Source organism: Clostridium sp. (assembly GCF_051278035.1).
Classification (GTDB): Bacteria; Bacillota; Clostridia; order Clostridiales; family Clostridiaceae; genus Clostridium_AD.
Genome location: NZ_JBNMNU010000066.1, coordinates 1 through 21,708 on the forward strand (window position 1 = coordinate 1; position 21,708 = coordinate 21,708).

Below are 21,708 nucleotides of genomic sequence, written 5' to 3' on the forward strand. Positions count from 1 at the left end.
CTAGTGATTATGGCATGAAGGTAACACCCCTTCCCATACCGAACAGGTAGGTTAAGCTTCAATGCGCCAATGGTACTGCAAGGGTGACCTTGTGGGAGAGTAGGTTGTCGCTAGGTAATATAAGAAACGCTAAGTCTAACTTAGCGTTTTTTTTGCTATACAGGAAATTTAATCTTAGTATGATGACGAATGTGAATCGAAGGTTAGGTCAGATTTTTAACCATAAACGTATCTATCGACTTATGAGGGAGTAGTGAATATTGATGAATGATAATATAAATTTAAATAAAGTGATAAATTTAGAAAAATGGGTCGGGTTACAAGAGCTTCTTGCAATATTCACTAAGCTTGCAATGATAACTGTTGACTATAAAGGTAATCCAGTTACTGTGCATAGTGGTTGTCATAGATTCTGCAAATCGGTAAGAGCAAATCCTGATCTTTTAAAATATTGTAAAAGATGCGATTCTAGAGGTGGGTTAGAGGCAGTTCGGTTAAATAATGCATATATATATTTGTGTCATTTTAATATAGTAGATATAGCTATTCCCATAATGATTGATGGTAAATATATTGGTGCAATTATGGCAGGTCAAGTAAAATTATCAGATTCTAATGCACAAGATTTATTAGAACAGATAGTAGTTGCCCCAAAAGAGTCTATAACTAAAAATGTTTTAGAGGACTTGAAAGAGTATTATGAAGAATTGCCTATTTTATCCTACGCGGAAATAAAACAAATTGCAAATATGTTATTTTCATTATGTAACTATTTAGTAGAAGAGGCACTAGATAAAAACTTGATTTTAGAAATGTATCAAAAGGCTATAAAAAAAGAGCTTGAAATAGATTCGAATACATTAACAGGATATACAATAAAAAATATGGAACATGGGAAAAAAGAAATTTCTAACGCTCTAATAAATGCTTATATTGCAGAGACATCATATAGTAATGGTGTTGATATTACAGTAAGTGATACTTTAAGACCAGCAATAGAGTATATTTATAAAAATAAAAGTGAAAATGTTACAGTAGAAAAAATGTCTAAGGTTTGTCATATTAGCCAAAGCTATTTTAGTAGGTTATTTGCAAAAGAAACAGGAGAAAATTTTTCTAACTTTTCATCCAGATTAAAGGTTGAATGGGGAAAGAATATATTAGAGGAAAAAAACATGCCTATTAATGAAATTAGTGATGAACTTGGGTTTAGTGAAACTGGATATTTTATAAAAGTTTTTAAAAAGTATGAAGGTGTAACTCCGGCTATTTATAGAAAATATTGCAAGGGAAATTAATGCATTAAAACATAGAATTACAATTCGATAGCTTAATGTCATAAAATTACGATTGAAAATCGTAATTTTATGACATGCCATTCCAATGAGTTATTATGTAAACGATGTTAAAATAAAAGTAAGTTAAAAATGAAAATAAATTTTTATAAAGAGGAGAGATAATATGAGAAAAGCATTTATTTGCCCAACTAAGTATGTACAAGGTGAGGATGAATTATTAAATTTGGGGTACTTTGTGAAAAGTTTTGCAGGGTCAGCTCTATTAATTGCTAATAGTGAAGATGTTGCACGTGTTAAAAATAAATTAGATATAACTGCTAAAAAATTTGGGGTTTCTTTTGTAGAAAGTGAATTTATAGGTGAATGCTCAAGAGAAGAGGTTGCAAGATTACAAGAGGTTGCTAAAAACATGAAATGTGGGTGTATAATCGGCCTTGGTGGTGGTAAAGCCATTGACACTGCTAAATGTGTAGCAGAGGGGGAAGCATTAATTATTGTTCCAACTATAGCGGCTACAGATGCGCCAACGAGCCACTCTGCTGTACTTTATACACCAGAAGGAGCATTTGATGATTACGCTTACTTTAAGCAAAGTCCAAGTGTTATTCTTATTGATGTATCAGTTATTGCAAAAGCACCAACTCGTTTCTTGGTTTCAGGAATGGGAGATGCATTATCAACATATTTTGAAGCAAGAGCAACTTCAAAATCATATTCTAATGTTAATGCTGGACTCCCTTGTGGTTTTAGAGAAGGTTTATGTGGGCCAGCAAGGGGAACAAATACCGCATTAGCACTTGCTAAGCTATGCTATGAAACTCTTATAAAGGATGGGGTAAAAGCAAAAGCAGCTTCAGATTGTAATTTGGTAACACAGGCACTAGAAAATATTATAGAAACAAATATTCTCTTATCAGGGCTTGGGTTTGAAAGTGCAGGGCTTGGTGGAGCTCATGCAATTCATGATGGATTAACTATATTAGCAGGAACTCATAAATACTTCCATGGTGAAAAAGTCGCATTCGGTACAATTGTTCAGCTAGTACTCGAAAATTCACCTACAGAAGAATTAAATGAAGTTTTAGAGTTCTGTTTAGAAATTGGATTACCAGTTTGTTTATCAGATATAGGAGTAGACAGTATTACAAATGAAGAACTTATGGCAGTAGCTGAAAAGGCATGTATTCCAGAAGAATCGATTCATGCTATGCCATTCCCAATAACTGTTGAAGCAGTAGCTGCATCAATTATAACTGCAGATAAAATAGGTAGAGATTATAAAGAAAAGAGAGGTAAATAATGAAAAAATTAATTAACAATCCAGAAACTGTAGTAATGGAAATGTGCAATGGTATAGTTTTGGCACACCCTGAATTAGAGTTTGTTAGAAAATATAAAGTAATAAAGAAAAAAAATATTAATAAAAATAAAGTAAGTCTAATAAGCGGAGGCGGAAGTGGACATGAGCCAGCCCATGCTGGATTTATAGGCAAAGGAATGTTAGATGCGGCGGTATGTGGAGATGTATTTGCTTCTCCATCTCAGATTCAAGTATATCAAGCAATTAAAGCTACTGCTAGTGATAAAGGAACATTATTAATTATTAAAAATTATAGTGGAGATATGATGAACTTTAAGAATGCTGCTGATTTAGCAATTGAAGAGGGTATTAAAGTTGATTATGTTAAAGTAGATGATGATATTGCAGTTAAAGATAGTTTATATACTGTAGGACGTCGTGGGGTTGCTGGAACTGTGCTAGTACATAAAGTAACAGGTGCAGCAGCAGAACTTGGATTATCACTAGAAGAAGTTAAGTCAGTTGCTCAAAATGCTATTGCAAATGTTAGAAGCTTAGGATTTGCATTTACATCCTGCAATGTACCGGCTAAAGGAACTCCAACTTTTGAATTAGCAGAAGATGAAATGGAATTTGGAGTTGGAATTCATGGTGAACCAGGAATTAAGAGAGAAAAAATGGCGCCTGCAGATGAACTTGCAGAAAAAGTTGTGGATTCTATCTTAAAAGATATGAAAATAGATGGTACAAATAATGAAGAAGTTGCATTATTAATAAATGGGTTTGGAGGCACACCACTACAAGAATTATACTTATTTAACAATTCGGTTGTTTCAGAATTAGTTAAGAAAAATGTTAAAATAAACAGAATTTTTGTAGGAAATTATATGACAAGTATAGATATGCAAGGTGCTTCTGTATCAATTATGAAATTAGATGATCAGCTAAAAGAGCTATTATCAAAAGAAAGTGATACTCCAGCATTTAAGGTTTCAGGCCCAGTAGAGCAAGTTAAATATGTAAGCTTAGACACTTTTGGGGGCGATGCAGAGTCGGTATCATTTAAAGTAGAGACAGATGAAAGTTTTGCAAAGCTTAATAATGAAAAAGTAAGTTTTAATAATATACTTTATATTATTGATAAAATGAGTGAAGTTATTATTGACAATGAAGTTCCATTTTGCGAATTAGATTCTCAGGCTGGAGATGGTGATTTTGGTATGAGTATAGCAAAAGGATTTAAACAATTAAAGAGAGAATGGAAAGAAATTCTTTCAGAAGAACATTTGAGTATCGGACAATTTTTAAATGCATGTTCCTTGGTAATAATGGAATATTGTGGTGGAGCATCAGGTCCAATATGGGGATCAGCATTTAGAGCAGCAGGTAAACAGGTTGGAACAAAAACTGAATTATCAGTTTTAGGTTTTGCAGAAATGATGAAGTCTGCTGCTAAAGGTATTCAAGTTGTAGGAGAACGTTCTTTTGGAAGAGGAGCTGTAGTTGGAGATAAGACTTTAATAGATGCATTAATTCCATGTGCCGATTCTTTGATGAAAAGTGCAAAAGAAAACATCACTTTCAAAGAAGCTTTTGCAAGAGGAGCTAAAGCAGCAATTGAAGGAGCTAAAAGCACTGAAAAAATTGTGGCTCGTATGGGTCGTGCAGGAGCAGTTGGAGAGAGAAGTTTAGGCTATCCAGATGCAGGTGCAGCAGGACTTGCTATAATATTTACTGAAATTTCAAATGCTATAAAATAAACTTACTTTTCAGGTAACTAAAAAAAGAAAGCCATAAATTTAAAATGGTACCTATGTTGAACTATACCCCCTTAAGTAGACACGAAACTAAAAAGTAGTGTAGACTAAATTAAGGGGGTATAGTTAGTTTAATTTAATAGATTATGTTATAATTAATACATAATTGTAATATATGGACAAGTAAAGATTATAAATAATGTAAAAAGGAGTATTTGAGTGAAAAATAGAAATGTTAGACAAAAGACCGATGTTATCATTTGATAATACGTTTTTACAGATACCTAAACTTTTGATTTTAGCATTTGCTCAGGAAATAGCATTTAGAGTTTTTTTTCAGACTAAGCTTTGCAATATTACAAAAATCTTTCAGGCTCAGGCTCAGGAGGACAAGAATACTATTATACACCTCCAATTGGAGACAGTAAGTCCTATGTAAAGATTGTTGTTAAGAGTAGTGGAAAGGAATATTTACTGGATTTTTAGATTAAACTAAATAATAAATATAGCTACGATAGTAGTAACAGCTAAACCTATAACAACTGGCTTAATGTTTTTCTTAGCGAGTTCAAAGGGATCCACACCACAAATAGCTGCTACAGGAATTACTGCCCAAGGGATTATTGTTCCACCGCCTACCCAAATTCCAGCTATTTGGCCTAAGGCTGTAAGTGTTGCGGTTCCTGCACCTAAAGCTGAACCGAAGATTTTAGAAATTGAACCCACAAGGGATATGCCAGAGAAGCCTGAGCCGTCAAGGCCTGTAATCGCACCTACAACCGTAATTGTGCTAGCGGCTACAGCTGAGCTAAGGGGAACTAAATTTGCAAGCGCTACACCTAAGTCATTGACAATTCCATTAGAACCATCAGGAAGTATATTTCCAAAAATAGCAGTGAAAGCTGAATCCCCTAGATAGAAGAAGGCAGCTATAGGAATAACAATACCAAATATCTTAAATCCGAATTGTAGGCCTTTAACAAAATTATCTGTAATTTTCTCTAAGGGGTTATCTTTGTAGGTCAATATTGAAACCAAACTTAGTATAAATACAGCTGTGCCTCCAATAAGAGCGGTTGCATCACCACCTTGAAGTTTTGCAGTGTACATTATATAGATGTCTAATGCGAAAAGCGCTAGGATTAATAATGCCAATAGTTTTCTTAGAATTTTGGAAGAAATAAGCATTCTTTCAGGTAAACTGCTTGTAGTTTCTTCTATTTTATATTCAGTTGATAATAAGCCTTCTTTTATATCTTTTCTAAGAAAATAAAAGGCTGCAGTAGTTGTAACTATTCCCATTGTGATTACAAGAGGAATACTCGCAGATATAACACTTGCAATAGGGATGCCAGCCCCATCAGAAGTAAGCTTAGGTGCAGCCTGGATTATATAATCACTTGACAGAGCTATGCCGTGTCCAAATAAGTTCATTGAAATGGCAACACCCATGGCTGGTAATCCGGCTTTTAGAGCAATGGGTAAGAATAATGCTCCCACAAGAGCTACTGCTGGGGATGGCCAGAAAAACCAAGACAATATCATCATAAATATTCCGATAACCCAATAAGCTATCCAATAATTTTTGATGACCCCCTTAAAAGGGGACACTAATTCATCATTTATTCCAGAATCCATAAGAGTGTTGCTCATAGCAGTTACGATGGAGATTATAAAGATGGTAGGCATTAGCTCTTTTGTTGCATAAATGAAGCTATTAAATACACCCATGGTAGATCTGTAGATAGAACCTGTACCGAAAAGACCTAGGACAAAGATACCTAAAATACATATAAGAGATATATCCTTCTTCTTTATCATGGCGAATATTATTATAATAATGAAGATTAGATATATATAGTGAAGAGGTGTTAGTGTTAAATTAATCATGTATATCTCCAATTAGCATTGTTATAATATTAGATTATGAGAAAATACATACTTGGTTACTAACTATAATAGCTTCTTATTGGATTATAAAATAAATACATAAATAGGTATTATAAATAAAGATGCAATGGTAGTGATGCCAATCATTATAGCAGCATAATCACAATCTGCATTGAATGCTTTTGCAATAATTGCAGTGTTGGTCATAACTGGCATTATAGATTGAATTATAAAAACATCCCTCATAAGTTTAGGTATAGGGAATATAAGTGTTAAAGAAATCACCAGCATAGGAGCTATTATAAAACGTCCAAGGAGTACCCCTAAAACATTTTTATCTATTCTTATTTTTTTGAAGTTAATTGAGTAAATTGTTATTCCTATAAAAAGCATAGCTATAGGTGTGGTTATATTACCAAGGTATTTGAAGGTATCTTTAATAAAGATAGGCAGATTTATATTTAAAAGAACTATAACTATACCAATAAGGTAACCCACTAGTGGGGGAGAGAAAATTTTCTTTAAGCTTTCCTTGGAAAATAACCTTTGTTTAAATTCTGAACTGTCTTTACTTATTTCGTATATTCCTACAGTCCAAAAAAAAGTTGTATTTGCGATGTAATAAAGAAGCACAAAAGGCACACTTTTTTCTCCGAAAAGAGCCATATTTATAGGAAGACCCATAAATATAGTGTTGGAGTTAAAAAACATAGATTTAAAAAGTCCTCTTTTATTTTTATCTATTTTCATAATATTAGAGAACACTATAGAAATAAGGTAGCATAGCAATATAGATAAAAAAGGAACTATAAGTGCTTTTGAGGATGTTATAAGACTTTGACTATCAAAATTAGTAGTTATAGTGTTTATCATGAGTAGAGGGAGAGATATTTGCGTAACAAGTTTAACGAGTACTTTGGATACCTCTTCTGTAAACCATTTTTTATGGGTAAGAATAAAACCAAGGGATATTATTATCATCATACTTAATACAGTTTGTACAGCGGAAAGCATTTCAGTCATTTAAAACATCCTTTCATAATTTAGACTATAAAAAGTAGTCCAAGTTCTAATACTTTTTTACCACTAATAGAAAGAGTTGTCAAACAAAATTATTTAAAAAGGATATAAAACACCTTATATCCTTATGCATAGATATCATATTAAGGGACCCTGTAACTAATAGACATGCAGCTTCTTGTAATATATAATGTTAAGTATAAAGGATCGGTGGTATAGATGATAAAGGTTTTAATTGTTGAGGATGACCCCATGGTAATAAAATTTAATAAATATTATCTTGAGCAGATAGATGGATTTAAATTAGGAGGGATAGCTCGTTCAGCACATGAGGCTTTAGAGGTTTTAGAAAAAGAGGAAATAGACCTCATTTTACTTGATGTATTCATGCCTGTAACGAATGGGCTTGAACTACTTTCAGAAATTAGGAATATGGATAAAAATATAGATGTGATTATGGTAAGTGCAGCAAGGGACAGCGCAAGTGTAAAAAAGGCGCTTCAGTATGGAGCGGTAGATTATTTAATTAAACCTTTCGAATTCGAGAGATTTAGTTCTGCTTTAAATAATTATAAAAATAGAGAGAAATTAATAAAAAATACTGATGATTTAAGTCAAGAGGAACTCGATAAGCATATTTTACATAATGATCAAAATTTTAAATTGATTGGTCTTCCAAAAGGAATTGGGAAGAATACATTAAAACTTTCATGGCAAAAAATAATAGAAAATGTGGATGAAAACTTATCAACAGAGGAGCTAGCTAAACTTGTAGGTGTTTCAAGAGTATCAATGAGTAAATATGTTAGTTTTTTAGAAGAAGCGGGTGCTTTAAAGGCAAAACTCACATATGGTTCGCTTGGCAGACCAATACATAGATACAAATGCGTAAAGAGTGATAAAAATCTTATAGATAATATGATTAAATGCTGGAAGTAAGGGCGAAACAGTCTTAAATTTTTACATGTTTTAATTGAGGTGATGAATATGAGAAAAGAAATAAAGCTACAAACAAAGATTACATTATTGATTATAATAGTAGTAGCTATATCTATATCTGTTATTATTTTTTTTGTAGCTTCACGTATGACTAGAAATATAGAAAGTAAGGCAAAAAGTAATATTATGAATGTTGCCCAGATGATGGGCCATTCTAAAGTTGTAATCATTGCATTAGATAAAAAGGACCCTCATAAAGCAATTGCATCGTATGTAAATATGCAATGTAAAACTTTAACACAGGTTGAATATATTACTGTAGCTGATATGGAAGGTATTAGATATTCTCATCCTAATGCTGAAATGATAGGAGAAAAATTTGTTGGTGGTGACGAATATAGGGTTGTTGAAAATGGAGATACTTATGTTTCTGAAGCTACTGGAACCCTGGGGAAATCATTAAGAGCGTTTGTACCAATATTTGATAGTGAAAATAAGAGGCAAATCGGATTTGTTTGTGTAGGCACACTTACAAATAGTATAGAAAATGCAAAACATACAACAATTCTTTACATAATTATAATCAGTCTTGGAGGGCTTGCGGTAGGTATTATAGGAGCTTTTTTATTAGCAAATAATATAAAAAAAATTTTACTTGGCCTTGAGCCTGAGGAAATAACAAGGCTTTACAATGAAAAGATGGGAATAATTGATGCTATTTATGAAGGGTTAATAGCTGTTGATAGCAAAGGGCTAATTACGCTTATAAATGATTCGGCAATAGATATATTAAATATTAAGAATATAACTAATAAGAATAAGATTATAGGTCAAAATATAGAAGAGATTTTTCCAACTACACGTTTAATTACAGTACTAAAAACGGGTGTCTGCGAATTTGATAAAGAGCAAAAGATAAATAATACTATAATAATGACTAATAAAATTCCAATAGTGGATAGAGGGAAAGTAATAGGTGCTATTGCTACTTTTAGAAATAAAACAAATGTAACAAAAATGGCTGAAGAACTTACAGGGGTAAAGCAAATTGTGGACGCATTGAGAGCAAATAACCATGAATTTATGAATAAACTTCATGTTATTCTTGGACTTATATATATGGGCGATTTGGAGGAAGTAAAAAAGTATATTACAAGCATTACAGAAAAAAGACAGAAACTCTTAAGTATGGTAACTAACAAAATTAAAGATCCTACTATTGCAGCATTAATATTAGGCAAGGTTAGTAGAGCAAAAGAGCTTGGAATATATTTAATAATTAATGAAGAAGTTAATCTTGCAGATACCCATAAAAACATAGATAGTAATGACTTGGTAACTATTCTTGGAAATCTAATTGAAAATGGTTTGGAATCAGTAAACAAATGTGATAATGAAAATAAGTATGTAAAGGTAAGAATTGAAGAATTTAATGATAAAATTAAGATTGAAGTTGAGGATTCAGGAGTTGGAATTGAGGCGAAAAATATAAATAAGATATTTCAGCGAGGCTATACAACAAAAACAGGGAGTGAGGGAGTAGGTATGGCTTTAGTTAAAGAAACTATTGAAAATTCAAAGGGGGAAATATCTATAATTTCAGAACAGCAAAAGGGATGCACAGTTACTGTTGTTTTATTTAAAGAGGAATAATTGAAGCAAAAATAAATAAGTATAAGCAAGATTTAAACCGCTTGTTGTACAAAAACCCTCAATAATTTTTATTGAGGGTTTTTGATCGTTATTTAAATAACTAAAGTTACTTTAGTTTCAAAATACTTAGAATACTTTCTAAATATTACTTATTTAGCGATTTATATTACAATGTATTTAAAGAATAAATTAAAGAGATAATATAATAACAAATTTTATAAGGAGGTATTTTAGAATGATATATAATGAACTTAGTTTAAAAATGCATGAAGAAAATAAAGGGATGATTAGTATAGTATCTAAAGTTACAATGAAAAACATGGAGCAGTTAAGCACAGCTTATACGCCGGGTGTTGCCGCACCTTGTAGGAAAATTCACGAAAACTGTGAAAACGTGTACAAATATACGGCTAAAGGTAATCTTGTAGCTATAATAACTGATGGAACAGCAGTACTTGGCCTTGGAGATATAGGCCCTGAAGCAGCAATGCCAGTTATGGAAGGAAAAGCAATATTATTTAAAGAATTTGGAGGCATTGATGCTTTTCCGATATGTCTTGATACAAAAGATGTTGATGAAATTATAAATACAGTAAAATATCTCGCTCCAACTTTTGGAGGAATAAACTTAGAAGATATATCTGCACCAAGATGTTTTGAAATAGAGAGAAGACTAAAGGAAGAATTGAATATACCTGTATTCCATGACGATCAACATGGTACTTCAATTGTTGTTTTAGCAGGAATTATCAATGCGCTAAAACTAGTCCGAAAGGATATTGAAGTTGCAAAAATAGTTATAAATGGTGCAGGTTCAGCTGGAATATCAATTTGTAGGCTTCTTCTTTTATACGGTGCCAAAAATATAGTAATGTGTGATAAGAAAGGAGCATTAGCAGAGGGGCTTGATTGGATGAATCCACATCAAGTAGAAGTAGCAAAGGTTACAAACAGGAATATGGAACTTGGAATATTAGCGGAAATTATAAAAGAAAAAGATGTATTTATTGGAGTTTCGGGACCAAATGTGGTAAATCCAGATATGGTTAGAACTATGAATAATGATTCGATTATATTCGCAATGGCAAATCCATCACCTGAAATTATGCCAGATAAAGCTAAAGAAGGCGGTGCGAGAGTAATTGCAACAGGAAGATCTGATTTCCCAAACCAATTAAACAATGTTTTAATATTCCCAGGAATATTTAGAGGAGCACTAGATGTAAGAGCAACAGATATAACTGAAGATATGAAACTCGCAGCAGCCATTGCAATAGCACATATAATTTCTGATGAAGAGTTAAATGAAGAATACATTATTCCAGGAGTTTTTGACGAGCGAGTAGCAAAAACTGTAGCGGCAGAAGTAGCTAGAGTAGCAAGAGAAGCAGGGGTAGCAAAAATTTAAAATACTGATTATAAATTTAAAGGGGGATATATACATGAAAAATACAATTGAAAAAGAAGAATATAGAATTTTAGGACTACCGGTTATAGCTTTTGCAATTATAGCAACAGTAGTTTTAGGTGCAACTTTCATGGGAACATTACCTACAGGAATGATAGGAGCTTTTGCATTAATGATAGTACTTGGTGCAATATTTAATGAAATAGGAAATAAAACCCCTATTGTTAACACATTCTTAGGTGGCGGACCTATAGTAATTATATTTGCATCAGCAGCACTTATAATGTTTAACATAATTCCAGAAGCAGCATCAGAGAATATGGTAACCTTTATGAAAGGTGGTGGATTTCTAAATTTTTATATTGCTGCACTGATAACGGGTAGTATACTTGGTATGGGTAGAAAATTATTAATAAAATCAGCAGTTAGATATTTACCAGTAATATTATGTGGACTTGTAGTAGCATTAGGACTTGTGGCTTTAGTTGGATCGCTTATAGGCTATGGGGCACAAAAGGCAATATTTTTCATAGGAATCCCTATTATGGGTGGTGGTATGGGTGCAGGTGCTGTTCCACTTGCAAAAATATTCGGTGAGTCAATGGGTGTAGACCCAATAAATATGTTATCTGTAATGGTACCTGCAGTAGCACTTGGAAACGCTATGGCCATAGTTATGGGTGGATTACTTGATAGATTAGGTAAATTCAAACCTAATCTAACAGGAAATGGTAAATTAATGAAAGTAGACGATAAAGAAAATATAGTAGAAGAGGAAGAAGTAAATAAATTAGACATAAAAGCTATGGGTATGGGACTTCTAATAGCCTTAACATTCTTTGTTATTGGAACGACTATAAATAAATTTATACCAGGAATTCACTCATATGCATGGATGATAATGACAGTAGCAGCAGTGAAAATGTTTGGATTTATTCCTAGATACATGGAGCTTGCAGCAAAACAATGGTTTGAATTTGTAATGACCAATTTTACAGGAGCTCTTTTAGTAGGGATAGGAGTTGCATATACTGATCTTGCACAAGTTGCAGCAGCATTTAGCTGGCAGTATGTAGTTCTTGTATTAGCAGTAATAATAGGAGGTACTATAGGAGCATTCTTTGGTGGAAAAGCAGTTGGGTTCTATCCAATAGAAGCAGCTATAACAGGCGGACTATGTATGGCTAATATGGGTGGTACTGGAGATGTGGCAGTATTAACTGCAGCAAAGAGAATGGATCTTATGCCATTTTCACAAATATCTTCCCGTATAGGTGGAGCAATGGTTTTAATATTGGCAAGTAGTTTATTAAAAATATTCATGTAAATAAGTAGCGGGGTCAATTAGCGAAATATCTTATATATTTCAGTGGTTGACCTCGCTTTTTAAAGAACAAAATTATATCTATTTCTCATTATTGTCAAATAAAAACTGACCTCTCCCAAGACCATTAACTTTTACTTTTACATTGACTATTATGTCCGAATTACAAACAATGTTATCCCAATCTGTTTCAGGGTTTCGTCCATAAGTGGATGCAGCAACACGACCTAACTCTAGGCAATCTACTTTATATTCATTTTGCATTTTATTTATGAAGTCATTGCAACGTTTCTTTGTTTGTTCCTCTAATTCCTGACTATACTTATCTACTGTTTTGGTATTTATCATAAGATCCTTATACATAGTATTATTTACTACTTGACCGTTAAATACTATATCAATAATAAATTTATATTTATCATTGATTTTTTCGCATTTTACCTTTCGTTTTGATTTACCATAATTTAATATCAAGTTGTGTGAATCCTTTTGAAGTGTTAGTATTCCTTTAACTTTATCTTCCTTTAAAATATTTATATACATGGCCTCTGCCATTGGTATATTTGCGACCATTTTGTCTTTTTTGAAAAGAGCCATACCGGTCAAAGTAATTTTATTGTTTATTATATCAAGGTAGGGAAGAACTAAATTTCTTCCCTCTGAACCTATCCTTACAAACATATCTACCACTTTATATTGGTCAGACATGAAATTTTGTTCTTTAGAGCTTTCTAGCATACCGTCAATATGGTCTGATGCAGTGGTGTGATCACCATCTTTGAATTTTAGCATATCAAGGGCCTTGTCTTTACAAACAACTATCCATGTAGCATCATTCATTTGTTGATTAGAAAACATTATATCAGCAATAGGATTAATACCATAAGTTGCTAAATCTTCGCTAAAAATAAATGCTTTCTGAAGTCCAAGTAAGAATTCTTTGGATGAGACGGTTTGTCTGGTTGACCTAGTTTCAGCAACATTTTTACCCATACCTTCTAATATAGTACTTGAAACTTCATCTTTTTAATTGAAAGTATATGCACTTGCAGCAATGTCATATTCAACCACGGGGCTAATTGCTTTGATATCAAAAGACATTCCTGAGCAAATATCAGTTTTTTCTATAGGAAGGTTGTCTTTGCTTGAATTAAATATGAGATATATAATTATACATGAAGCAGATAATATAAGTAAGCTATATCTTTTCATTTATAAGTACTCTCCTTTTTCTTGAATATTCCTAAGTTTGTTCTTACTTTTAAAAGAGATAATAATGCAATTATGGTTATATAAAAAATATTAAACAAGGTTATCCAAGGAATAATCTTGCCAGCAACATCTCTTCTCATTACTTCATTATCCAAGAATAATGGGAAAATTAAAATAATAGGTAATAATAAGAAGCAAATTGTTTTTCTTTTTATATTAGTAATATTAGTCAATATTTTTGTGGCGGCATAAAATTCAATAGATGTGGTTTTATAAGCCACAGTAATCCATATAACAATCTCTAAATATCTAAAATTATTTACTACAGGTATTTTAAATGACTCAGACACGAAGGAGAATGGCCATAATTGTCTTACTACTAAATCAGGCCCGGAAAAATAAACAGATGAAAAAACTATCCAAGAATAAAATAAAATTACCACAAGAGTACTTAGTAATGTAACTTTTAATATATCTTTTTTATCTTCCACATATGGATATACTATTAATAGTAATTCCATACCTGCATAAGCGAAGGAAGATTTAAAGCCTCCTTCTAAAATATTAGAGAAACCGGCACCAAAAAAAGGTTTTATATTTAAAATACTACCTGACTTAAAGGATACTGTAGATGCGATAACTATAAGGCATAATAAAAAAATATTATAGTAGCAAATCTGGCTAAAACCTTTAAGCCTTTAATTGAAGCATAACAAGCAATAGCTACAAAAATCATAACTAATTTAAAATGTGGCATAAAGTATATACTATATGCTCTTAACTGATTGCTTGAACCTGAAATAACTATTACAATATACGATAAAAATGCAAACATAAACAATAAATTAAAAACATTTCCTATTATTTTTCCGAAATATGCTTTGCTTAAATCCATTATATTATTATCAGGATGTCTTTTGATTATTATTCCTGAAGCTAAAACAATATACAATGGATATATTCCACCTATAATGGTAGAAATCCATCCATCCTGTTTTGAAATTCTTACCACATCAGTAGGAAGACTAGTGATTCCCATACCTATAATACAGCCAAGTAAGATAAAAAAAAGCTGGTTAGAGGTTATTAGACTGTTATCTTTATTCATCATTTTTTTCTCCTGAATTTTTTTCTAAAATTAGTTTGCCTTTTCCTATTCCGGTCTGAGATTATGTATGGACGAGAATTCATTTTCCATAAAGGGGATCTAATAAAAGTATCCTTTAAATCATTCTTTTTAAATTCCATATAAGGAACACCGAAATTCTCTAAGGAAGATAAATGGAGAATAAGTAGTGTATAGCCTGTAGCGACCCCCATTATCCCCATGCTATTTGCTAGAAACAACATTGGAAATCTTAACAGCCTTATAGAAAGAGACATATCAACTGAGGGCACTGCAAAAGAAGCAATAATTGTGATACCAATTACAAGCAGAGTAGTGGGACTTACCATATTTGATTGTACTGCGGCGTTTCCTATAATAATACCTCCCACTATACTTAAAGTAGATGCTATTTTTGTGGGAAGCCTTAATCCTCCTTCTCTTAGAATTTCCATTAGTAGTTCCAGTATAAGTATTTCCATAAAGGGTGAAAGAGATATTCCTATTCGTGATTGTACTACCGGAACAACAAATTCAATAGGTATGAGCTCACCATTATATTTAATTAATGTTAAATAAATTGAGGGAAGCGTAATTAATAATAAAACTGATAAAAATCTAATAAGCCTTATAAAATTTGAAACTATTGCATTTTCATTATAATCTTCAACAGTATGAAAAAATTCAATAAATAAAGAAGGAAGTGTTAAAACAAAGGGAGAACCACTTATAATTATAGCTATTCTACCTTCCATAATACCTGGGCTTACTCTATCCGGCCTCTCTGTTGACATGCACATAGGGAAAATACTATAGGGGTTTTCATTTAGAAATTCTTGTAATTGTCCTGTGCCAGTAATGGAATCTACGTCTATTGCATTTATTCTTTCTCTTAGCTCATCTAGAGCTTCAGTATTAACTAAATCTTTAATATAAACTAAGGCTAAATCCGTTTGTGAACGCCTTCCAACAATGAGTTTTTCAATGGAAAGGTTTGAATCTTTTATGTTCCTCCGAAGCAAACTGATATTAATTTCTAAATTTTAAACAAAACCACTTCTGGATCCCCTTAGTGTGGTTTCATTCACTGGGTCAGATATTACCCTTGTTGCACCACCAGTGGTATTAATAATCACATACTCTTCTAGATTTTCAAGTATAAGTAATGTATTTCCATTTTTAACCTGATTATAAACTTCTTCAATATTATCTTTAATAATGGTACAGTCAGCAGTTATGTAATTACTACAAAGAAAACTTGGAGTGTCGTTATTTAGTGGTATAGAACAGCGTAATTCAATCATTAGTGGATTAAGAATATCCCTATTAATAGTAGTTTTGTCTACTAGACCATCAATATATATAATAGCACCTTGTATTGATGGATCTCTTCCAAGTGATATATACTTGAGTTTTATGGGAGCTGATGACCCCAAGGCAGTTATAATATTATTCATCTTAGTGTCAATGCTTTCATTTTTCATATATATCACCTCAATATAGTTTTTCACCACTTCAATACTGATATTTTAACCTTTTATAGTTATTATATACAGAATTCATGGGATAAGTTGGTATGGATAGTATAGTAACAAGGAGTGGAAGTGAAATGGATAATCATTGTTGTTAATAGAAGTCATTTACATTTAAGCTTATAAACGTTTTATTAAAATGAAAAAAACACTAAAGATATGTTATAATTTTAAGATACAGGAGATGATAAGAAATGTATTTTAATATACTTACCAGACTTTTACTACTTTTAGTTCCAGCAGGACTTTTTATATATCTTGATAAATCACTATTAATTAGCAATAAAATACAAGTAAAGCTTAAGATAAAGACTTTTCTAGGCTTATATGCTTTTATAATGATAACATTAGCACTTAGTGCATTATTAGTTGCAACAATAGCATGGATTATAAGCCTATCCAGTGATTCTGAAACTGTAATTCAAACTATGTTAATAGGGACTCTTTTAGGGTTATTTTCAAATATACAGAAATTATTAAGAAGTAAATTAAGGCGTTAGAGGATGGGTTATTAATGTATAAATTAGTATGTATTGATATGGATGGAACACTATTAAACAGTAAAAGGAAAATATCAAATGCCAACAGAGATGCACTAAAAAAAGCTTATGATATGGGAGTACATATTGTAATAACAACAGGAAGAATATATATTAATGCAGCTTACTATTCTAATTTGGTTGGCATAGATTCTCCTGTTATTGCAGCAAATGGGGGAATCATAAAAGAGAAAAATGAATTCATTTATAAACGCACCATGTCAAGAGAGGATAATACTAAGATTCTTGAAATTTGTAATAAATACAAAGCTAATCCAAGATTTCATACATCTAAAGACACATATGATGGTAAAAGTTTTTTTGATTATATGAATTTAATATTTTTATATGAATTTGTTTAAAAATTAAATCAAAGGGGTATAAAGTTAAACTACATCATATTAAAAATGCTAAGCAATGGGTCGATGTGTTTAAGACTGAGGAAGAGGAAATCATTAAATGTGATATTATTGATAATGATATTGAAAAAATACAAAAAATAAAAGAAGAGTTAAAAAAAATCGAGTCTATTCAGGTGCTGGGGGCTGGGTTACATGGTGTAGAGATGACCCATAAGAGCGTTTCTAAAGGTTCTGCAGTGAAATATTTAGCACAGCGGTATAAGATAAAAAAAGAAGAAATAATTACAATTGGTGACAATGAAAATGACATTGAAATGATTGAATTTGGTGGACTTGGCGTTGCAATGGGAAATGCAATAGATATGCTTAAAGACAGAGCAGATTATATTGCAGCTACAAATGATGAAGATGGGGTAGCTAAAGTTATTAGCGAATTTATATTAAATAAAGTAAACTAAGATTTAATGATTAACCGGTGGGGTGTGATTTTGACCTTCATCGGTTATTATTTTATGTAAATATACATTCAAATAAATATACATTTGAATGTATATTTATTCATTAAAAAAATTACTATAAATAGATAGTAATTTGCCTAATACAAAGCGGTTTTTATTAAATATAGCTAATTATAAGGAGTTGTTGCATTATTTGAATTATAAAATATTTAATAAAACTTAAAAAAGGTATTGACTAATGAATTAAAATGCAATACAATGTATATAAATAAATTATTAATCTATTAATTCAGGGGGTAATATAAATGTTAAACACACAATTATTTCAATCGGAAAACGAATTGGTATGTTTTATTTCTGAATATATAATCAAACATGATGATACTATAGCAATTATAAAAAAAGAATTGAGAAAAGGCCTAATTAAGTCTTTACTAATAAATGAAGATTTTAATGTTTTTAAAGATAACTCTGATTCAGAAGAGAATGTACTATTTTTAATTAAAACGGGTGATAAGGAAGAAAAGAATTTGAGTCTTAAGGTGTGTAGTGCTCATAATCAAGAGACTAAAGCATTTAAGATGGTTGATATTGATAATATACTGCTTGTAGATGGTTTGATTACTGAGGATGAAGCTAAGAGTATCAATTACAATAAAGAAATCACGAAGATGAGAATGCAATAAATTTGCTTTGTTTTTTAGCAAAAGGGTTCTCTAATATACCAATTTAAATTGGTATATTAGAGAACCCTTTTGTTGTGTAGCTTGCTGTCATAAAAATTTTGGAGTGTGTATTTACTTTGAAATCATTTAATATCAACAACAGTATTTTTATTTACAATATTCCACCAAGTGTTACCAGGATTTAATGGTAATTTATTACCCGCTTCGTCTGTTAGAAGGGTTTGTGAAGTAGCATTTTTTTTACTCCAGTGCATTTTAACAAATTTGCCATTGCTAATAACATAACCATCACCACTACCTACAATTGCAATATCTAAATGAAGTCCATCCGTTTGTAGTTTAATGGAAGTGAATTGTATCACTATATTTTTAGTTGTTATAGGAAGGTTATCAACTTTATTAGTTGAAGACGTTCCATCCATGCTTTTGTAGTAAAGCCCATCCTTATAAGTGTAACTAGTGCTGTAATACCTATTTATTTTTAAGAGTACATCTGTAGATTCCGAAAGCTTATCGCTATCCCAATAGCTTTTATCGAATTTCAACTTTACAGTAGGAGACTTTACATAATCTTTTGTTTTAACAAGCGCTCTCAATTTATCAGTAGAAGTATAAAGGTTATGAGGAGCTTTTCTTTTATTATCTCGCACGTAAGTAGAAGCGTATGCCATTTCATCCATACTCATTAAGTTTTTATTTTTAATTTCATCAAGAGCCTCTGCACTGCCACCACAATGAGCAAAGGGAAGATTATATTCTTTAACAATATCTAAGAAATAAGGCCTTGCACTTCTAATTGGGCCAAGCTTTTTAGCATTGTTCTTTTGGAATAATGCAATGAATCTAGTTATGCCACCTTCAGCCACAGTTTCATAAACTATATCTGCGGCATTTAAACCCGACTGAGGTCTTGCAGATACTGAGTTTTCTACTATGGCAAGTAAAGCTATGTTATCTAATGATTCTTTTTCTACCTCTTCACCTGTATAGGGAGAGTAGTATTTTTGTGTGGGTTCCACAGGTGCAGGAATTTTTGTTTCAACAGTTTTTGACTTACTTTCAGTAACATTAGCTTCAGGTTTTTTGCTGCATCCAACAGCGATAAAACTAACTAAGATAATTATATGTAATAGTAGCTTAGATTTATTTTTCATATGGAACATCTCCTTAATAATACTATAGTTTACCAGTCATCTGTGCTTTCAACAGAGTCTTTAGTGCTACCTAGTATATAAGTTTGCAATTAGACTATGGTTGTCATCATTTTTAGTATTGCTTAACACGTTGCCCCCTTAAAAATGATATTTATTTGAGTTATCATTCTTCTCTTTTATTCTACATATCATTGAATAATCCTCTATAAAAAGCGAAATAGTATAAAATTCACATGCTATTGTAACAAAACAATTAGAACGGAATATTATAAGAGTGAAATATTGTTTTGGAGGTACTTATGTACGACAACCCTTGTAATAATTGCGAAAATCTTAGGAAATGTATGAGTAAGATGAATATGCCAATGCCAATGATGAATATGCCAATGATGAATATGCCAATGATGGATATGACTATGATGAATATGCCTATGCTTCAGGTAGAGGATAATAAAGATCTAAAAATGATGTACCCAGAAATTTATATAAAACTTTATCCCATGGTATCGCATCATTGTGATATGATGGTGGCAAGGTATGGTACGATGTATTGTCCTGGCATGGACGAAATGGATCATATTAGTGAACAACTATGTGACAAATACGAAGAGAATTATAGGTATAACTATGAGGATGATGATTATGATAATGATAATGATAATGATTATAATAATGATTATGATAATTTAATGAGTGATAATGATATGAGACAAAGACGCCGCCGTAGACGTCGCCCTAGCAGAAGAAATACGGTCCAGGATTTGATCAAAGTTCTACTTATTGGAGAATTAATCGGAAGACGCGGTGGTTTACCATTATACAATTATGGTTATTGATAAATTGTAACTTCATGTAATTCAAAATGCATGTTAAATTCCTTCAGACGAATGGTTTGAGGGAATTTTAACTTGAAGATATTATTAAAAAGAGAAAAGTGGTGAAGATATGATTAAATTAAAAAAGTTTATATATGTAGTAATAGGATTAATATCATTTATTTTAGGAACTATAGGAATAATATTACCAATACTTCCGACTACACCCTTCTATCTTTTAGCATCCGTTTGTTTTGTTAGAGGATCAGAAAGATTTGATAAATGGTTTAAAGGGACAAAACTGTATAAAAAACATCTGGAGAATTTTGTGAATGAGAGGGCTATTACTTTAAAACAGAAAATCACGATACTAGCGGTTGCTGACTTTATGCTAATGTTCCCGCTAATTATTTTAGAGTCTGTTTATACAAAGCTATTTATGATAATTTTGATAGTGTACAAGTATTATTATTTTATGTATAAGATCAAGACAATTGTGCCAGATGCTAAATTAACAACTAGCTTGTAATTATCTATCAACAAAAGATTATAAATTAAAATATCATTTGCGGACGGAGGCATTAAAATTGAATTCAATATTAAAAGATATACAGGAAGCTGTAATTAAATATGCTAATATTATATCTCAGATTCTTCAAGTAGAAGTGGAAATAGTAGATTCTAATTTAACTAGAATAGCGGGCACTGGTATTTATAAAGATAAGATAGATGTAGATATATCAGAAGAGGGATATGTTTATAAAAAGGTAATAAAATCTGGCAAGTCACAAATTATATACGAACCGGGAAAAGACAAAATCTGTATACCTTGTCCTAAAAGAGGGTTATGTGCAGAAAAATTAGAGATGAGCACACCTATAAAATTGAATGAAGAGACTATTGGAGTCATTGGGCTCATATGCATTAGTGATAATCAAAAGGAACATCTACTTGCAAGTTTTGATGTATATATGATTTTTCTACAACAAATTTCCGAGTTTATAAGTAGCGCTGCCAATGAGAAAATAGAAATAATGAAAACACAGACCTTGCTACAACTGCTAAATTTCGTGGTCGATAAAACAGAGCAAGGTGTAATTATACTAAACAAGAAAAATTGTATTACTCATATAAATGAAAAGGGACTCAAAGAACTAAATTTATGTGGTGATTTTAGGGATCGCAAAGTACAAATTAAAATAAGCAGCGATAATGTATTTGATCTTCAAGAATATAAATTAACAGTTGATAAAGAG

The 21,708-nt window shown here is 31.6% G+C and carries 21 protein-coding genes, 1 rRNA gene and 1 pseudogene; 15 read left to right on the forward strand and 8 right to left on the reverse strand.

Annotation, left to right across the window (positions count from 1 at the left end; genetic code table 11):
• The 4 genes from rrf to dhaK all read left to right on the forward strand — a co-directional run bounded on the left by rrf (position 1) and on the right by dhaK (position 4,358).
• A 5S ribosomal RNA gene (gene rrf / locus ACJAX4_RS11295) occupies positions 1–116 on the forward strand.
• 147 nt (positions 117–263) lie between these two features.
• Complete coding sequence (locus ACJAX4_RS11300; protein ID WP_435789582.1) at positions 264–1,298, forward strand: PocR ligand-binding domain-containing protein; 1,035 nt, start codon at positions 264–266, stop codon at positions 1,296–1,298.
• Between the two features lie 163 nt (positions 1,299–1,461).
• The gene (locus tag ACJAX4_RS11305; protein WP_435789564.1) at positions 1,462–2,598 is read left to right on the forward strand and encodes a glycerol dehydrogenase; all 1,137 of its coding nucleotides are present in this window, start codon (positions 1,462–1,464) and stop codon (positions 2,596–2,598) included.
• Positions 2,598–4,358, forward strand: coding sequence for a dihydroxyacetone kinase subunit DhaK (dhaK, locus tag ACJAX4_RS11310; protein WP_435789565.1), 1,761 nt, complete (start codon positions 2,598–2,600; stop codon positions 4,356–4,358). The genes ACJAX4_RS11305 and dhaK overlap by 1 nt, the downstream gene beginning before the upstream one ends.
• Positions 4,359–4,847: 489 nt before the next feature.
• Here dhaK and ACJAX4_RS11315 read toward each other — a convergent pair whose 3' ends face one another.
• Positions 4,848–6,245, reverse strand: a complete 1,398-nt coding sequence (locus ACJAX4_RS11315) for a hypothetical protein (RefSeq protein ID WP_435789566.1) — start codon at positions 6,243–6,245, stop codon at positions 4,848–4,850.
• An 84-nt stretch (positions 6,246–6,329) separates the two neighbouring features.
• Entirely contained in the window at positions 6,330–7,268 is a 939-nt protein-coding gene (locus ACJAX4_RS11320; protein ID WP_435789567.1) for an AEC family transporter, read from the reverse strand.
• A 216-nt stretch (positions 7,269–7,484) separates the two neighbouring features.
• On the opposite strand from ACJAX4_RS11320, the gene ACJAX4_RS11325 reads away from it, so the two are divergent.
• From ACJAX4_RS11325 to ACJAX4_RS11340, 4 genes are all read left to right on the forward strand, one after another.
• A complete protein-coding gene (locus tag ACJAX4_RS11325) occupies positions 7,485–8,204 on the forward strand; it encodes a response regulator (protein WP_435789568.1) in 720 nt (239 codons plus the stop codon).
• A gap of 48 nt (positions 8,205–8,252) precedes the next feature.
• Entirely contained in the window at positions 8,253–9,857 is a 1,605-nt protein-coding gene (locus ACJAX4_RS11330) for an ATP-binding protein (RefSeq protein WP_435789569.1), read from the forward strand.
• Positions 9,858–10,092: 235 nt separating this feature from the next.
• Positions 10,093–11,265 (forward strand): NAD(P)-dependent malic enzyme, encoded by a 1,173-nt coding sequence (locus tag ACJAX4_RS11335; protein WP_435789570.1) that lies wholly within the window; start codon positions 10,093–10,095, stop codon positions 11,263–11,265.
• Between the two features lie 34 nt (positions 11,266–11,299).
• Positions 11,300–12,592 (forward strand): 2-hydroxycarboxylate transporter family protein, encoded by a 1,293-nt coding sequence (locus ACJAX4_RS11340; protein WP_435789571.1) that lies wholly within the window; start codon positions 11,300–11,302, stop codon positions 12,590–12,592.
• A 78-nt stretch (positions 12,593–12,670) separates the two neighbouring features.
• On the opposite strand, the gene ACJAX4_RS11345 is transcribed toward ACJAX4_RS11340, so the two are convergent.
• From ACJAX4_RS11345 to ACJAX4_RS11365, 5 genes and pseudogenes are all read right to left on the reverse strand, one after another.
• Positions 12,671–13,594, reverse strand: coding sequence for a Ger(x)C family spore germination protein (locus ACJAX4_RS11345; protein ID WP_435789583.1), 924 nt, complete (start codon positions 13,592–13,594; stop codon positions 12,671–12,673).
• A 21-nt stretch (positions 13,595–13,615) separates the two neighbouring features.
• A complete protein-coding gene (locus tag ACJAX4_RS11350; protein ID WP_435789572.1) occupies positions 13,616–13,801 on the reverse strand; it encodes a hypothetical protein in 186 nt (61 codons plus the stop codon).
• Positions 13,798–14,478 carry a GerAB/ArcD/ProY family transporter gene (locus ACJAX4_RS11355; protein ID WP_435789584.1) on the reverse strand — a complete coding sequence of 227 codons (681 nt, stop codon included), beginning with the start codon at positions 14,476–14,478 and terminating at the stop codon, positions 13,798–13,800. The genes ACJAX4_RS11350 and ACJAX4_RS11355 overlap by 4 nt, the downstream gene beginning before the upstream one ends.
• Complete coding sequence (locus ACJAX4_RS11360) at positions 14,442–14,912, reverse strand: GerAB/ArcD/ProY family transporter (protein ID WP_435789573.1); 471 nt, start codon at positions 14,910–14,912, stop codon at positions 14,442–14,444. The genes ACJAX4_RS11355 and ACJAX4_RS11360 overlap by 37 nt, the downstream gene beginning before the upstream one ends.
• Positions 14,909–16,390, reverse strand: a pseudogene (locus tag ACJAX4_RS11365) (spore germination protein). Before ACJAX4_RS11365 ends, ACJAX4_RS11360 begins: the two are co-directional and overlap by 4 nt.
• Before the next feature lie 242 nt (positions 16,391–16,632).
• Here ACJAX4_RS11365 and ACJAX4_RS11370 point away from each other — a divergent pair.
• From ACJAX4_RS11370 to ACJAX4_RS11385, 4 genes are all read left to right on the forward strand, one after another.
• On the forward strand, positions 16,633–16,938 hold the full coding sequence (locus ACJAX4_RS11370) for a hypothetical protein (protein WP_435789574.1): 306 nt from the start codon (positions 16,633–16,635) through the stop codon (positions 16,936–16,938).
• A 14-nt stretch (positions 16,939–16,952) separates the two neighbouring features.
• Positions 16,953–17,339, forward strand: a complete 387-nt coding sequence (locus tag ACJAX4_RS11375; protein ID WP_435789575.1) for an HAD family hydrolase — start codon at positions 16,953–16,955, stop codon at positions 17,337–17,339.
• Between the two features lie 65 nt (positions 17,340–17,404).
• A complete protein-coding gene (locus ACJAX4_RS11380) occupies positions 17,405–17,797 on the forward strand; it encodes an HAD-IIB family hydrolase (protein ID WP_435789576.1) in 393 nt (130 codons plus the stop codon).
• Positions 17,798–18,102: 305 nt separating this feature from the next.
• Positions 18,103–18,483, forward strand: a complete 381-nt coding sequence (locus ACJAX4_RS11385; protein ID WP_435789577.1) for a hypothetical protein — start codon at positions 18,103–18,105, stop codon at positions 18,481–18,483.
• 122 nt (positions 18,484–18,605) lie between these two features.
• Here ACJAX4_RS11385 and ACJAX4_RS11390 read toward each other — a convergent pair whose 3' ends face one another.
• Positions 18,606–19,637, reverse strand: coding sequence for a DUF3048 domain-containing protein (locus ACJAX4_RS11390; protein WP_435789578.1), 1,032 nt, complete (start codon positions 19,635–19,637; stop codon positions 18,606–18,608).
• Positions 19,638–19,936: 299 nt separating this feature from the next.
• Between ACJAX4_RS11390 and ACJAX4_RS11395 the strand changes: the two genes are divergently transcribed.
• The 3 genes from ACJAX4_RS11395 to ACJAX4_RS11405 all read left to right on the forward strand — a co-directional run.
• Entirely contained in the window at positions 19,937–20,473 is a 537-nt protein-coding gene (locus ACJAX4_RS11395) for a hypothetical protein (protein WP_435789579.1), read from the forward strand.
• Between the two features lie 109 nt (positions 20,474–20,582).
• Positions 20,583–20,981: a YbaN family protein gene (locus ACJAX4_RS11400; protein WP_435789580.1), complete on the forward strand. Its 399-nt coding sequence runs from the start codon at positions 20,583–20,585 to the stop codon at positions 20,979–20,981.
• 58 nt (positions 20,982–21,039) lie between these two features.
• On the forward strand, positions 21,040–21,708 hold a 669-nt coding region (locus ACJAX4_RS11405), incomplete at its 3' end, for a GAF domain-containing protein (RefSeq protein WP_435789581.1).

Excerpts from the sequence above, each read along its gene's own strand:
- ACJAX4_RS11390 (WP_435789578.1), bottom strand. The coding sequence starts at position 19,637 with ATGAAAAATAAATCTAAGCTACTATTACATATAATTATCTTAGTTAGT.
- ACJAX4_RS11300 (WP_435789582.1), top strand. The coding sequence starts at position 264 with ATGAATGATAATATAAATTTAAATAAAGTGATAAATTTAGAAAAATGG.
- ACJAX4_RS11350 (WP_435789572.1), bottom strand. The coding sequence starts at position 13,801 with ATGAAAAGATATAGCTTACTTATATTATCTGCTTCATGTATAATTATA.
- ACJAX4_RS11335 (WP_435789570.1), top strand. The coding sequence starts at position 10,093 with ATGATATATAATGAACTTAGTTTAAAAATGCATGAAGAAAATAAAGGG.
- ACJAX4_RS11315 (WP_435789566.1), bottom strand. The coding sequence starts at position 6,245 with ATGATTAATTTAACACTAACACCTCTTCACTATATATATCTAATCTTC.
- ACJAX4_RS11360 (WP_435789573.1), bottom strand. The coding sequence starts at position 14,912 with ATGATGAATAAAGATAACAGTCTAATAACCTCTAACCAGCTTTTTTTT.
- ACJAX4_RS11320 (WP_435789567.1), bottom strand. The coding sequence starts at position 7,268 with ATGACTGAAATGCTTTCCGCTGTACAAACTGTATTAAGTATGATGATA.
- ACJAX4_RS11385 (WP_435789577.1), top strand. The coding sequence starts at position 18,103 with ATGTTAAACACACAATTATTTCAATCGGAAAACGAATTGGTATGTTTT.
- ACJAX4_RS11375 (WP_435789575.1), top strand. The coding sequence starts at position 16,953 with ATGTATAAATTAGTATGTATTGATATGGATGGAACACTATTAAACAGT.
- ACJAX4_RS11340 (WP_435789571.1), top strand. The coding sequence starts at position 11,300 with ATGAAAAATACAATTGAAAAAGAAGAATATAGAATTTTAGGACTACCG.
- ACJAX4_RS11330 (WP_435789569.1), top strand. The coding sequence starts at position 8,253 with ATGAGAAAAGAAATAAAGCTACAAACAAAGATTACATTATTGATTATA.
- ACJAX4_RS11325 (WP_435789568.1), top strand. The coding sequence starts at position 7,485 with ATGATAAAGGTTTTAATTGTTGAGGATGACCCCATGGTAATAAAATTT.
- ACJAX4_RS11370 (WP_435789574.1), top strand. The coding sequence starts at position 16,633 with ATGTATTTTAATATACTTACCAGACTTTTACTACTTTTAGTTCCAGCA.
- ACJAX4_RS11400 (WP_435789580.1), top strand. The coding sequence starts at position 20,583 with ATGATTAAATTAAAAAAGTTTATATATGTAGTAATAGGATTAATATCA.
- ACJAX4_RS11395 (WP_435789579.1), top strand. The coding sequence starts at position 19,937 with ATGTACGACAACCCTTGTAATAATTGCGAAAATCTTAGGAAATGTATG.
- dhaK (WP_435789565.1), top strand. The coding sequence starts at position 2,598 with ATGAAAAAATTAATTAACAATCCAGAAACTGTAGTAATGGAAATGTGC.
- ACJAX4_RS11305 (WP_435789564.1), top strand. The coding sequence starts at position 1,462 with ATGAGAAAAGCATTTATTTGCCCAACTAAGTATGTACAAGGTGAGGAT.